Below are 14,025 nucleotides of genomic sequence, written 5' to 3'. Positions count from 1 at the left end.
GGTTGTTGAAGGAGTAGAAGGCGTTGGTTACAATGAAATTGTAGATATTGAAACACCTACTGGTGAAAAAAGAAGTGGACAAGTTCTTGAAGTAACTAAAGATGTTGCTGTTATCCAAGTATTCGAAGGAACTAATGACTTAAACACTAAAGATACCAAAACAAGATTCACTGGTCAAACCGCAAAAATCGGCGTATCCAGAGACATGGTTGGACGTATCTTTAACGGTATTGGTAAACCTATTGATGGCGGACCAGAAATTATTCCAGACGAAGAATTGGATATTAACGGGGCTCCTATGAACCCTGCTTCTCGTGAATTCCCTGAAGAATTTATTCAAACTGGTATCTCTACCATTGACGGAATGAACACATTAGTAAGAGGACAAAAACTTCCTATTTTCTCAGGATCTGGTTTACCTCACAACGATTTAGCTGTACAAATTGCGAGACAAGCTAAAGTATTAGGTGCTGACGACGAATTCGCAGTAATTTTCGCAGCAATGGGTATTACAAACGAAGAAGCAAACTTCTTTATGAGAGACTTCGAACGTACTGGAGCTTTAGAAAATTTAACAGTATTCATGAACTTAGCAGACGACCCTGCTATTGAAAGAATCTTAACTCCAAAAATGGCTTTAACTACTGCTGAATATTATGCATTTACCTTAGGAATGCAAGTATTGGTTATCTTAACAGATATGACCAACTACTGTGAAGCTTTAAGGGAAATTTCTGCAGCAAGAGAAGAAGTACCTGGAAGAAGAGGATACCCTGGTTACATGTACACTGACCTCGCAGGTATTTATGAAAGAGCAGGACGTATTGATGGAAAAGAAGGTTCAATTACTCAAATGCCTATCTTAGTTATGCCTCAAGACGATATTACTCACCCAATTCCTGACTTAACCGGTTATATTACCGAAGGACAAATTGTATTAAGTAGGGAAATTTCCAGGAAAGGTATTTACCCTCCTGTAGACGTACTTCCTTCACTTTCTCGTTTGATGAGTGGTGGTATTGGTGGAGACAAAACTAGGGATGACCACAGTGGTGTATCTGACCAACTCTATTCTGCATATGCAGAAGGTCGTGAATTAAGAGACTTAGTTGCGGTTGTAGGGGAAGAAGCACTTACTGAAAGGGATCAAAAATTCTTAGAATTTGCACAAGCATTTGAAGACCAATTCATTACCCAAAGTAAAGATGAAGACAGAACTATCTTCGAAACTTTAGATCTTGGTTGGAGCTTACTCAAAATCTTACCTAAAGCTGAACTCAAAAGGGTTAAAGAAGAATTTATTGAACAATACCTTCCAAAAGATGACTAATCTCATTACAGTAATGTAGGTGATTAAATGGCACAAGATATTATAGATGGAATTAATCCAACTCGTATGGAATTATTGTCCCTTAAGAATAGGACTAAACTTGCTGTTAAAGGGCATGGTTTACTCAAAGAAAAGAGGGACGCTTTAATTAAAGAGTTTTTTGATATCTTGGATCGTGTCAAAGGTATTCGTGAAAATGCAGAATTAAGTCTACAAGAAGCAAATGATGCTTTACTTGAAGCCCAAATTGCTATGGGTGATTTGGCTGTTAGAAAAGCAGCATTATCCGTTAAAGAATCTATTGATGTGGAAATTTCATCAAGAAGCGTTATGGGTGTTGCTGTACCTGTGACTAATGTAAAAATGGAAGAAAGGTCCATTATTGACAGAGGTTATGGATTTTCTGACACAACCATACAGTTAGATGAAGCTGCAAAGAAATTCGAGGAATCTCTTAAGTATTTAATTGAACTTGGTGAAGTAGAAAAAACTATTTTCCTACTCGCTGAAGAAATTGAATCTACTAAACGTAGGGTAAATGCTTTAGAACACATCATGATTCCAAGATTCCAAAATACTGAAAAGTATATTGATATGAGACTCCAAGAAATGGAAAGAGAAAACTTCGTAAGATTGAAAATGATTAGATCAACTATGGAGAAAAATGAGAAAGCGGCTGCTGCAGCTGAAGCAGCTAAAAATGCAGAAGCTTAAATTTTTCTCTTTACTTCTCATTTTCTTTTATTTTTATTTATTTTTTTAATTTAAGATTTAATATTATTTTGTTTTTAAAAAAAGCCAATAAAATTGAGTTACTGTAAAAAATTTTTTTCTAGAAAATTACAGAAAAAGGTGTTAAAAATGAAAAGAAATCCAATTGACCAATATATGAAAGACCCAGATAATAAGGCGAAAGTATTCATATGGATGACACGTGCAATGGTTGTAACTACTTTTATGATAACACTTGGAGTAATTTTATTTATTTGTCATCTAGTTGGCCTCTTCTAGCAATGTCATTTACAATTTGACTTGATAATTCAACTTTTTCGAATAATTTTTCAAAATCTTTATCTTTATCGATTATTGTAAGCAAAGGTTCTTCTTTTTCAGTGATTGAACCCAAGTGAGGCAGGTCATAGATATTATCCAAATCTATTTTTTCATATTTCATCCTTGCTGGAGAGTAGATAATTTTTTTATAGGAGTAATATTGCCGTTCAGGAATGTCAATAATTTCACCCTGGCATGCTTTGATATGTGCTTCAAGCATATTGATGCCTAAAGATTTTTCCACGCATTCAAATGTTCCCTGAAGCCTTGCATTGATTTCAAGTACATACAATCCTTTTTCATTTAGAATATAATCGACACCATTGGATCCAAGCAGATTGAATTTATGGGCCAGCATCTCGGATGTTGTTTTCATCTCATCAGTTACTTTTTCAATATCCTCAACATCAGCCATTATTGATTCTACGGTTAAGGGCATTATATTTCCGATATATCTGAAACTGTTATTTTTATTGAAATCGTGTTCGGTCAGCAGTCTTGTGTTAATGATTGTTTTAGCATCACTTTTTGTTGCCAAAAGAGATGAACTCAAGTTGATTCCTTGGACATATTCCTGCAAAATGAATTCGCTACCGTCAAATGACAAATCTTTCATGTTATCTAATAGATTTATGCCATACCCTCCACTTCCTTGAAGGGGTTTTACAATAAATTGAATGTCATCATGATTTTTGCTTATTTCAAATGCTTCATCTATATCATTCAGTCTAAAAGTCAGTGGAGTTAAAAATTCGTCTTTGATTGCACTGTAAAATTTGAACTTGTTTTCGACTTTTTCAACATTTGTATTTCCCAATATCTTTTTTCGGTCTTTTTTTGAAAAGTCGCTTGGTGAAACACCTGAAATCGGTATGATATAATCAACTTCATCAATGTAATCTTTTGAAATGTCCAGAATAGTCTGCGGATTAAAATCATCTTCAAAAATTCCACAACTTTCACCGTCACTTTCCTTTATTATGATCTTTTGATTTTCAATTGTCGGAGTGTCGGATGTGGAAAAATAGCTTGTAGAGAAAATATCATAATCTAATTTTAATGCGCTATTAAGCATACTTCTTGTATCAATTCCAATAAGCAATAGCTTTTTCATAAAATATCAGTAAAAATAGTTTTTTTTAAAATAGTCCCGAGCGGAGTCGAACCGCCGTCTCCGGGTCCAAAGCCTAGAAGGATTACCACTACCCCACGGGACTATTTACGTTGTATCATATACAACATTTAATATATATTTATCATGTAGTATTTAAATCTATCGGTTATTTTGTAATTTTTGGTAAAACAAGCATTTATCATGCCATAAACAATTAAAGCAGATTTTAGAGACACTTTCTTCAGTATTGAAAATAAGATCAATTTTTTCAAATAATTCAATTGAATCATGCTCTTTTGACATGTCTAATTTTTTCAGCACCTCATCATCCATCTGGACAATCATTTTGTCATGCAATTGATTTTTGCAAAGATTGTCCATTAGATTGGGGCAGCATTTACAAATGTCGTCTGGTGAATTGGTCAAAGCAATAGTGGTTTGGCTTTGTTTTCTGATATTGTTAATTTCAGTCATGTTTTTGGTGAAGCTTTCATCATAGCCATAACCTTGAAAACCTTTAAGACATAACAGGTGATGTCCTCTGAGAAATAATTTCATAAAAATCAAAAAAAGTAAAAAAGAAAGGTTTAAAAAACCTTTTTAGTCTTTTGGTAAAAATACTTTAGAGACAGATGCTGCACCTAAGATCTTTACAATATCCCCTGCGATAAATGGAACAAGACCCATCATTAACAAATCAACAACACCTAATGTTGTACCGGTTAAGCTGGACCATAATGCAAGTCCGGCAAGTCCTGGAATGTAAATTAAAGCAAAGTTTGCAACCCCAATGACAATTGCCATGCTTGTAAAGTTACGTGCTTTTGCATATTTTTCGGTTATTGCTCCAATAAAGTAAGATGCAATTACAAATCCTATAAAGAATCCGAAGGTTGAACCTAAGAATATGTCTAGTCCACCAGTCATTCCTCCGAACCAAGGAATGAATGCGACACCTAAAACGATATAGAGAATTTGGCTTAAGCATCCGTATTTTTTACCTAAGAATAAACCAGAACATAATACTGCAAATGTCTGAGCAGTTATAGGAACTGGAGTCCATGGGAGCGGAATAATGATTTGCGCCATTATACCTGTAAAACATGCCATCATAAGAGACATGAGTAACTTAGTTGCGGTACTAGCATCTTGAATTCTTTCAAAAACATTTTTTCTAGCACTGTAGTATTTGTCCATATTGGTATTCATTTTTTACCTCCAATTTCCGAATTCTTTAATGAAAAAAGGAGAATAGATTTATTCTCACTTTCGTAAAATTTAGTCTATAGTTATTATTTTCACATCATGTGGTTTTTTAACTATGTTGACAGATTTGAATGCGACTAATTTTTTGATTCCTTTTTGTGATGCCACATCAACGAGTCTTTGAGAGATAACGCCATCAAAAATAACGGTATCAGCGGTTCCGTCTATGTTTTTAATTTCTTCATAGATGTTTTCCACTTCAACTTCCTTAGTCATATTCAATGCTTCGTCTAAGATTGCTCCGCTGCCGGTTCCTTCAAATTCCTTGAGCATATCTTTCATTAGGCTTACTTCGTCATCTTCGATAACAGGTTCTTCAACAACTGCTTCACGGCGGTTGAATTTTTGTTTTTTGTTTCTTCCGTTGTGTCTGTTGTTTTCCTTTTTGTTATCGTTAAGTATGTTGCTGGTAGCTAAGAACTGTGCAGTAGGAACTTTATCTCTAAGTGCGACCAATACTTCGTCTTTTTCAAGATCTTCAACTTCTTTTCCTTTTGGAGCGCGAGTAATGTAGTCAACGTCACCTATTTGCAAGAGTTCTTTTAAGATAAGCTCTCCGCCCCTGTCACCATCAACAAATGCGGTTGTAGTTCTTTTTTTACTTAATTCGCCGATTGAACGAGGCACGCTTACGCCTTCAACTGCTACGGTGTTTTTAATACCGTATTTTAGTAAGTTCAAAACATCGCTACGTCCTTCCACTACAATTATTGCATCGGATGTGTGGATGCTAGGGCCCGCTGGTAAGCGGTCTTCACCATATTCTGAGATTTCATGAACGCGCATAGCTTCTCTTACTTCCTCAATCATTCTCATACTAGTTGGACCGACGCTTTCAACCATTTTCTTGTAGATTTCTTTAGCACGGTTAACAACTTGCTCCCTTTTAACGGCCCTTACGTCTTCAACTTTTGTAGTTTGAATTTCAGCTTCACAAGGACCTACACGATTAATTGTTTCAAGGGATGCTGCAAGAATGGCGGTTTCAACCCTGTCTAAACTGGAAGGAATTACGATTTCACCTTTTGCTCTTCCACTATTGGAGTGTATGTTAACTTGGATTCTTCCGATCCTTCCACTTCTTTGAAGCTCTCTTAAATCTAAATCATCACTAAGTAAACCTTCAGTTTGTCCAAATACTGCACCAACAACATCGGGTTTTTCTACAATACCGTTAGCAGTAATTTGAGCATGAATTAAATATTTTGTTGTAGTTAGTTCTTCACCTTTTCCCATCTTTAAGCCTCCTAAGCTTATTAATCGGGATAATTTATGTAATTCTAAAAATTATATGATATTTTTAGTAGGTAAATTTGCATAAATTATACGATAATCATGTAATTCGTCAGTCTATAAGACCTATTATACACTAAAAAAGAGTTCATACATTTGGAGAGTCATACTATTAAGGATTTACTATTTTCTAATACCAATTGATTATTTGAAATTATATAAATGTTTTAACCTTTTATTTTTCCTTAATATCTGATTTTCTCCTGTCTTTGAATTAATTAATAATAATTATAATAATGATAATGTAAATAACTCATTTGAGTATATAATAATGTTAAGTATTTTTCTAATACTATAATTATAATTATTGGTAAAACTAATATATAAAATATAGTATAGTATTACTAATCAGCAAAAAATTTGGTGAAGTTATGTCAATAAGTCCTAATGATGTTTTAAATAAAAATAAAAATTTAAACAAACGTATTGATGTAGAAAAAATTAATGTGGATGATGTCTCAATCGATGATTTAATGTTTAACGGTAAGAATTATGAGAAATACATTAATTTGCACTCTCTTCTGGATTGTGTTTCAGCATGTCAAATTTCAGACGCATATAATTCCATATCCAGAAGGCCGGGCACTTTCAATTCAATAAAGCCGGTCAATAACCAAAGAGTTTTTGGAAAGATATTCACGGCCGAAACAGCAAGTGATGATTGGGGAACTTCCGCTCTTGCCATCGATGAAGCTGATGAGGGAGATATTTTATTTTTCAAAGTAGATGGCAGAGATAAAGCCATTTGGGGTGAACTTGCTTCAACCTGTGCAAGAGATAACGGAATCAAGGCGACTGTACTATATGGTTCAGCTCGTGATCTGGATGCTCTTTTATTTATGGACTATCCAGTTTTTGCATGTGATTTCTGTCCTAATGCAGGGTCCGCTTTAGGATTGGGCAGCTTGAATGAGTCAATTGAAGTTGAGGGTGAGACAATTAACCCTGGAGATTTCTTTTTCGGCGATGAAAATGGAGTAGTTGTGATTCCAAAAGAATTATTCACCAAAACAATGATTGCAACATTGGCAGTAAAGGTCAAGGAATCCAAGATTATCAATGACATTGCAAGTGGCAGGACACTTGCCCAAATTGTCGGACTCAAATAGAAAACCTTTTAAATATAAAGCAATTTTTATATATAAAGGTATCGATACCTTTATATACTAGTTTCTTTTAATATATAAATGATACAGATTTGATTTTAAGTTTGATTTTATGAAATTATTAGGTAAAAGTTTGCATATTGCAAACTCTGGAAAATTAATAGCTCGATCTACCAAAACACCTTCACCAGGTGCTATTGTATTTAATAGTGATAAAAAGAAAATTGGTAAAGTGGGCTATGTATTCGGGCCAACAAAGCAGCCCTATATCTCTATAAGATTATTCAAATCAGTAAATAGGGATGAAATTGCAAAAAACTGTGGTGAAAAACTATTTGTATCAAAACAAAATTCCAAAAAATCTAGAAGAAGGAGGATGAGACCACGACACAAAAAGTAGAAGAAGTTCCAACAAGAGGACGTAAGAGAACTCCAGAAATCGAAGTACAGGATGAAGTATTTGATCAAGACAGACAAACTGTATGTCCTGAATGTGGTTCTACTGAATTGATTGGTGACTATGAAAGAGCAGAAGTGGTATGTGCTCGTTGTGGATTGGTCATTGATGAAAATCTTGTTGATATGGGTCCGGAATGGAGAGCATTCGACCATGAACAAAGAGACAAACGTACAAGAGTAGGAGCTCCAATCACATACACAATTCATGATAAAGGTTTAAGTACCATGATAGATTGGAGAAACAAAGATATTTACGGTCGTGATATTCCTGCAAGAAACAGAGCTCAATGGTACAGATTAAGAAAATGGCAAAGAAAAATCAGAATTTCCGGCGCTACAGAAAGAAACTTGGCATTCGCATTAAGCGAGCTTGATCGTGACTCCTCAAGATTAGGTCTTCCAAGAAGCGTAAGGGAAGCTGCAAGTGTAGTATATAGAAGTGCAGTGGAAAACAAATTGATTAGAGGAAGAAGTATTGAAGGAGTAGTAGCGGCATCCTTATATGCTGCATGCAGACGTTGTAACGTTCCACGTACTTTAGATGAAATCGCAGAAGTATCTAGAGTTACTAAAAAAGAAGTAGGTCGTACATACAGATTCTTAACCCGTGAATTGAACATTAAATTGCCACCGACTTCCCCAGTGGATTATGTTCCAAGATTTGCTTCAGAACTAGGATTATCCGGTGAAGCACAATCCAAAGCCATTGAAATTATTGAAAAGGCAATGGAAAAGGGATTGACTTCCGGTAGAGGTCCTACTGGTGTAGCAGCAGCTGCACTGTACATCGCATCCGTTTTACTCGGTGAGAGAAAAACACAAAGGGATGTAGCAGACATTGCAGGTGTTACTGAAGTAACTATCCGTAACAGATACAAAGAATTAACTGAACAATTAGAAATGGGCGTAACCTTATAGTGCCGCTTGTTCTAAGTGATATAAAATCGAATATTGATTAATTGAAGTATTCCAACCCAATACTTTATTAATCAAACTTTTTTTATTTATTTTTAATTTTTAAAAAGGATGAATTTTGGGAAATATCATGGATGAAAGAGAATGCTATAACTGCAAACATGTGGAATTTGATATTGGCCTTTGCACCCAATACTACTGCAGTTTCCATGAAAGGTTAGTTAAAATGGATGATGGGTGTGATGACTGGAGCGAATCATCCAATTAGTTCATGTTCTATTAAAATAATTTTGGATTCAGCATCGAGCAATGGGCTCAACTAAAATTAAAGGGGAAATCAGGCCCTATTCAACATCGAAACCCTTTTCTATCATGCTGTTTTTAAGAATCTCCATGGCTTTTATAGTATCCTGTCCGGAAACCCTCTTAATCATACGATTGTTTTCATTAAACCTTCCGACAAAATAATCCTGCTGTTCCTTACTTACAAGGTCAAGTCGGGTATAGTTTGTAAGGCATTCCAGAAGCGCGAATACTCCTCGGTTTAAAGCCTTTGCACATGGTTTGTTTTTGACGATTTCTACAACATCACTGCTTATGATATAAGCTTCTCCATGTGATGTTACATGGTCTTTAATGGGATCCATTTTTCTAATGTCTGTGACATCACAAATTATGTATGCTTCTGCATTTTTCAATATTGCAATGTCGTCATCATCTGTAAACTCTTCAATATCCAGGTTTCCGATGGTTGAATTTACAAAATTTATGGGATCAAAAGTAATATTTACAACATATTTTCGTGTTTCCATAATGTTTTTCAGGGTTTGGGTGCCGACAAATAATCTGCATCCAAGTTTGTCTTTGCCTCTGCATACAATTCCTATTGGCGCTGCATTTTTTACACCGTCCTTGCTCATGGTAGTGTATATCCCTTCATATTTCTGTCCTTCTTCAATTCCGATATCTGTCAAATCCATAGCCATTTTATCACCCTAATAATTACATTTTCAATATTAATATCTATTCATTAATCTAATTAAAAATCTGTATAAAGTTATCTTCTATTCCTAATAGTCTTCATCATCAAAGTCCACGCCCCAATCTGGGCTGTCGGATAAATCGGACCCGCATTCTTCACATACTACATTTGAAGGGTCATTCAAATGTCCGCAAACACTGCAAGTTATCATAATTAATCACTTTGAGTATCTTTCAATTCTATATTTCAATTCACGGATTATTCCATCATTGTTTCTCTTTTCAACTTTTTCAAGCCTTTCTTTGTATTTTGAAAGCCTTGTTAAGAATGTTTCGACTTTTTCAGCACTCATAACTTCATGATATTCGCCGTAACCTAACTTTTCCACATAAAATCCGTTTAGGGTTTGCTCGAAGTTTCCAATGGCAGGAACTGAATAAATTGGCTTTTTAAGGCATATCGCTTCTGTGATGAATGTAAATCCTCCATTGCATATTACAGCCTTTGATGAGGCCAAATCGTCATAGAATACATCTTCATTGAACTCCTTATAGGTTAAGTTTTCATCCGTTTCGTTCTTGTTGAAACCATAAACTATGAACTTTTCGCCTTTAAGCGATTTAAGCCTTTCGACAAGCTTCACGCTTTCACGGCTTGTCTGATAGACAATGATATGATCTCCTTCACGAGGCTCTAGCTTAAGGATGTCTTCACGGATAACCGGAGGATATATCACGGCATTCTTTTTAGGTCGCACCTTCGGATAAAAGAAGCTTGTTAAAATGTGCACTTTTGGCTTTACGACATAAGTCTTGACCACTCCCTTTGCCTTAATCATTTCAGCGTAATGGTTTTTGGGATAGTCAATCTTTGTCTGTGTCATCATATGGATGTTGTCCAGACTTATTAATGGAATGTTGAGAAGTTTTGAAACCACAGTTGCATATATTTCAAAATCAGTTACAATAACATCCGGCCTAAGTTCCCTTGCTTTCTTATATAAAGTTTCATAGCCAACTTTCATATTGGTCGGATTTCTCTTTAAGGCATTTGCAAAGGTCTTTAGGTTGTTGACCTTGTTGTTGATGTAGACGGTGTTAAATCCGCCGATTTTATAAACATTATCAAATTTGGAATTCAAGTATTCATAGGCCCTTTCGCTTGAAAACAGATAAACGTCATAGTCATCCTTGATTTTGTCGACTATCACTCCGGTCCTTATTGCATGGCCCATTCCTTCACCGCAAACACAGTAAAAGACTACTTTTTTTTCTCTAATCTTTTTGACTTTAAAGCGAGATCTTCTTGAATTGATCTTTTGAATGGACTCGCCATAGCTTTCCTTGATGCTGTTTATTTTCTCAGCACCCTTTTCAAGTCGCGATAGTTTTGATGTGCTGAGCATTTCGCGGTCATGGCCGAAGTTATAGTTTAAGTCACTGGCATCAGTTCTCTTTCCTAAAAAGTCATTGACAGTACTTTTTCCATATTGTTGGATTAAAGTAAGAAGACCTTCCTCTTCAAGTCTTCTTGTGGAAACGCCAATCTTGGCATTTCTAAGCACTCTAAATCTTTCTTTTTTAGCTAATCTTTCAATATAATCGGTATCTTCTCCAAATGTAAGGGATTCATCAAATCCTCCACATTCGTCATGCAATTTCTTTTTTGCAATTATTCCATAGCATCCTGCGCCATGAGGCTTGATTTTTTCAACACCGATCATAAAGTAATTTGCAAAATCATGGAATAGCTTGTCTTGAACCTTATCCGATAGGGGCACCATCTGGGTAATTGCTATTCCAAGTCGCTCCATCTGAAACTCATATAGGACATCTCTCAAATAGTCTTCTGTGAGCTTTAAATCGGAATCAAGGAATAGTAAAATTTCCCCTTTGGCAACACTGGCACCATTGTTTCTACCTACTGCCGGAAGGCCACCTTCAACTACAACACATCCATATTCTTCTGCAATCTCTTTAGTTCTGTCGGTTGAGTTGGCATCAGCAACGATGACTTCATAATCGTCAAAGTCCTGCTCCTTTATGCTTTCCAATAGGATTGGGAGGTATTCCTCTTCATTGTAGGTAGGTATGATAATGCTAAAAATCATATGATTAAATTTATTTTTTAAATAAATAAGTTTTTGTAAAAATGGGCTTTTTTTCTAATTTAACTTAATTTTATTAATTTTCTTGAATTTAATTCTGTTCCAAGAAACACTTAATTTTAAAGAATTTTAGGTTTTTTTAAAAAGATTATTTCAGCAATATCCACATTTGACTTTACTTTAAATTAGACAAAAAGAGATGTATAGTTTTTGTTTATAGAAATTGTTATCTAAAATTTTCTATTGCTCTTTTTAACGGTTATAGGTTAGTTACTGTATGGAAATTTTTTGATAGTAACTTGATATTTTTTATAGGTTTTAAATATTAAATAATAAATGCAGTTATTTTTTTAATTTAGAAACAATCACGTTTTATTTGCTTTAAAAAGAATTAATTTTTAGTATTTTGCAATTTAAGGCATTTACACTTGAAATATACCTCTCACTTGCTAACATTTTCGTTTCTGCTCAACATCATCATAGCAATTATTGCCAATAAGAATCCTATAAACATCAGCAATGTTGGAATTTCTGTGTAAAATATGAATCCGAAAAGCAATGCCGCAAAGGGTTCAGCACCGGACAACAATATTGATGATACTCCTGAGTCGATATAGTTTAAGCTTAAAGTTGAAAAGATATAAGGCAGGGCAAATGAAAATGTTGAATGCAGGATTAGGAATATTATTACTAAAAGCGGATCAATTGAAATAAAGTTGTTTATTTGGCCAAAATCAGTAAATGGAATTAATGCTATCGTAATAAAAACAATTGAATAGATGAGTATTGTGAATGTGTGTTTTCCATTTTCAATTGATTTTTTAGATGCCATTAGGTAGATTGCCCAGAATAATCCTGCTCCGATGCCTGATGCAATTCCGAATAATGGAACACTTGATATGTCACTTTCCAAAACCCCGGTCATCAACACGCATCCGAGAATGGCTAGCACCATACACATTATTTTATTTGTTGTAATTTTTTCCTTAAATAAGATATAAGCAAAAATCAACACGTAGATGGGGGCAAGTGACAACAAAACTGCAGCTAAAGAAAGGAGCACAGTATTCATTGACTCATTATAGCACAGATTAAGCCCTATGATGCACAGTGCACAAACTAAAAATAGTGGAATGTCCTTTAAATCTATTTTAAAGAGTTCCTTATCAGTTAAAATGATTGCTAGCAATATTGGGATAATAGCTATTGAAAACCTTAAAAAGAGAAGTGTTGTCTGGTCAATTCCGTTTTGTGTTAATGTTCGAACAAAAACGCCGCTTGACCCAAACATTATTCCTGCAAGAATTGGCAAAATCAGATAAATCTTTTTCATAAAATCACTCTATATAGGAATATGCATTCCATGAAACCGTGTAGTAGTCACAGGAATTGTTCAACGGCACTTTCAAATCGTTAATCAGTTCCATCTCATTATATGATGAATCTACGCGATAGGTTTCATTTGCTATTTTTTCAATTGGAATGTCTCCAAAATCGACATCGTCTGTGATATTTGCAATTTCTACAGTGTAATAGTCTGGCTCTGCACCTGCAAGAGCTATAGTGAACCTTAAGGCGACAATAACAATCACGATTATGTATGGTAAAAAGCGATTAAACAGGTATCTGGTTTCACTAAAGCCTACATTTCTGTAGCTTGGCTGTATTGATTCATTTTCTTTGAGCAAGGTCTCGTCTTTGAAGATGGTTCCTATAACGTAATTTAGATAATATCCGTTTCTGTAAACCAAATAAAGTCCAAGTATTCCAACAAGTGCGGGTGTCCCCCACATTCCTCCATCAATCGCTCCGATAATGAGGCAGCTTGAAAAGAATGCAATGAGCAATGTTGTAAACCATGGGCGTTTCTGAATAGCTAAAATCAATGTAACAAATAAAACGGGAATTAGAATAATCACTAGAAAACTGGCACTAGGGATGTATGAATATAGGCCAACGCCCGTGTTGATGTCGCTTTGTATAAAAGGACCCATAATTTGAGTTAAAGCTGCTCCCAAAATGGACTTTAACAGGTGAGTATGCAGAATGCTTGTAGAGCTCATTGTGTTGGACATGGCGCAGAATACGGTGTTGAGCTTGATGCCCATTTGTAGCCTAAATACAATTTCTAAAATGATGCCCAAGACCAATAAAACCGCTCCAAGAATGATTGATGTTTTCAGATATTTGGTTACATCAATCTCCTTACTGATTACTTGGGATAAAATCAAGAATAATCCTACAAGGCCGAAGAACATGATGTCTTTTCCTTTTGATGAGCCCATTAAAAACAGATAGGTTATTGGCCTTATAATCGGATTTAGGATATCGCTTACAAAGATTGCTCCGGCAAGGAGTATGAATATAAATCCAAGTAGTATAGTTTTATTAATCTTCATT

Annotated in this window: 15 protein-coding genes and 1 tRNA gene; 6 read left to right on the top strand and 10 right to left on the bottom strand. The window is 35.0% G+C overall.

The features are described 5' to 3' along the window. The coding region (locus tag ACJMLD_RS00540) for a V-type ATP synthase subunit B (protein WP_405266947.1) at positions 1–1,330 on the top strand (1,330 nt) is incomplete at its 5' end. 27 nt (positions 1,331–1,357) lie between these two features. After that, positions 1,358–2,044, top strand: coding sequence for a V-type ATP synthase subunit D (locus ACJMLD_RS00535; protein WP_405266945.1), 687 nt, complete (start codon positions 1,358–1,360; stop codon positions 2,042–2,044). A gap of 268 nt (positions 2,045–2,312) precedes the next feature. Here ACJMLD_RS00535 and ACJMLD_RS00530 read toward each other — a convergent pair whose 3' ends face one another. From ACJMLD_RS00530 to dnaG, 5 genes are all read right to left on the bottom strand, one after another. Then, positions 2,313–3,497 (bottom strand): ATP-grasp domain-containing protein, encoded by a 1,185-nt coding sequence (locus ACJMLD_RS00530; RefSeq protein ID WP_405266944.1) that lies wholly within the window; start codon positions 3,495–3,497, stop codon positions 2,313–2,315. Between the two features lie 31 nt (positions 3,498–3,528). Further along, positions 3,529–3,600, bottom strand: a tRNA-Gln gene (locus tag ACJMLD_RS00525). Between the two features lie 56 nt (positions 3,601–3,656). Then, the gene (locus ACJMLD_RS00520; protein WP_405266942.1) at positions 3,657–4,055 is read right to left on the bottom strand and encodes a DUF1284 domain-containing protein; all 399 of its coding nucleotides are present in this window, start codon (positions 4,053–4,055) and stop codon (positions 3,657–3,659) included. Between the two features lie 42 nt (positions 4,056–4,097). Further along, positions 4,098–4,706 (bottom strand): biotin transporter BioY, encoded by a 609-nt coding sequence (locus ACJMLD_RS00515; protein ID WP_405266940.1) that lies wholly within the window; start codon positions 4,704–4,706, stop codon positions 4,098–4,100. A gap of 69 nt (positions 4,707–4,775) precedes the next feature. Then, positions 4,776–5,999, bottom strand: coding sequence for a DNA primase DnaG (gene dnaG, locus ACJMLD_RS00510; RefSeq protein WP_405266938.1), 1,224 nt, complete (start codon positions 5,997–5,999; stop codon positions 4,776–4,778). A gap of 428 nt (positions 6,000–6,427) precedes the next feature. Between dnaG and ACJMLD_RS00505 the strand changes: the two genes are divergently transcribed. The 4 genes from ACJMLD_RS00505 (at position 6,428) to ACJMLD_RS00490 (ending at position 8,804) form a co-directional block, all read left to right on the top strand. Next, on the top strand, positions 6,428–7,165 hold the full coding sequence (locus tag ACJMLD_RS00505; protein WP_405266937.1) for an RraA family protein: 738 nt from the start codon (positions 6,428–6,430) through the stop codon (positions 7,163–7,165). 109 nt (positions 7,166–7,274) lie between these two features. Further along, entirely contained in the window at positions 7,275–7,562 is a 288-nt protein-coding gene (locus ACJMLD_RS00500) for a Gar1/Naf1 family protein (protein ID WP_405266935.1), read from the top strand. 38 nt (positions 7,563–7,600) lie between these two features. Next, positions 7,601–8,539 carry a transcription initiation factor IIB gene (locus tag ACJMLD_RS00495; RefSeq protein ID WP_405266949.1) on the top strand — a complete coding sequence of 313 codons (939 nt, stop codon included), beginning with the start codon at positions 7,601–7,603 and terminating at the stop codon, positions 8,537–8,539. A 127-nt stretch (positions 8,540–8,666) separates the two neighbouring features. Beyond that, positions 8,667–8,804, top strand: coding sequence for a hypothetical protein (locus ACJMLD_RS00490; RefSeq protein WP_405266933.1), 138 nt, complete (start codon positions 8,667–8,669; stop codon positions 8,802–8,804). Between the two features lie 76 nt (positions 8,805–8,880). Here the strand turns inward: ACJMLD_RS00490 and ACJMLD_RS00485 are convergent, their stop codons facing one another. From ACJMLD_RS00485 to ACJMLD_RS00465, 5 genes are all read right to left on the bottom strand, one after another. Further along, the gene (locus tag ACJMLD_RS00485; protein WP_405266931.1) at positions 8,881–9,522 is read right to left on the bottom strand and encodes a DUF447 domain-containing protein; all 642 of its coding nucleotides are present in this window, start codon (positions 9,520–9,522) and stop codon (positions 8,881–8,883) included. An 84-nt stretch (positions 9,523–9,606) separates the two neighbouring features. Beyond that, a complete protein-coding gene (locus ACJMLD_RS00480) occupies positions 9,607–9,729 on the bottom strand; it encodes a zinc ribbon domain-containing protein (RefSeq protein WP_405266929.1) in 123 nt (40 codons plus the stop codon). A gap of 6 nt (positions 9,730–9,735) precedes the next feature. After that, positions 9,736–11,628 (bottom strand): MJ1255/VC2487 family glycosyltransferase, encoded by a 1,893-nt coding sequence (locus ACJMLD_RS00475; protein ID WP_405266928.1) that lies wholly within the window; start codon positions 11,626–11,628, stop codon positions 9,736–9,738. A gap of 439 nt (positions 11,629–12,067) precedes the next feature. Next, the gene (locus ACJMLD_RS00470) at positions 12,068–12,958 is read right to left on the bottom strand and encodes a DMT family transporter (protein ID WP_405266926.1); all 891 of its coding nucleotides are present in this window, start codon (positions 12,956–12,958) and stop codon (positions 12,068–12,070) included. A gap of 4 nt (positions 12,959–12,962) precedes the next feature. Further along, complete coding sequence (locus ACJMLD_RS00465; RefSeq protein WP_405266924.1) at positions 12,963–14,024, bottom strand: hypothetical protein; 1,062 nt, start codon at positions 14,022–14,024, stop codon at positions 12,963–12,965. Between the last annotated feature and the right edge of the window lies 1 nt (position 14,025).

It is taken from the genome of Methanobrevibacter sp., from assembly GCF_045112895.1.
Classification (GTDB): Archaea; Methanobacteriota; Methanobacteria; order Methanobacteriales; family Methanobacteriaceae; genus Methanocatella.
Note: the sequence above shows the minus strand (reverse complement) of the source record. Positions and strands in the feature narration are given on the sequence as shown.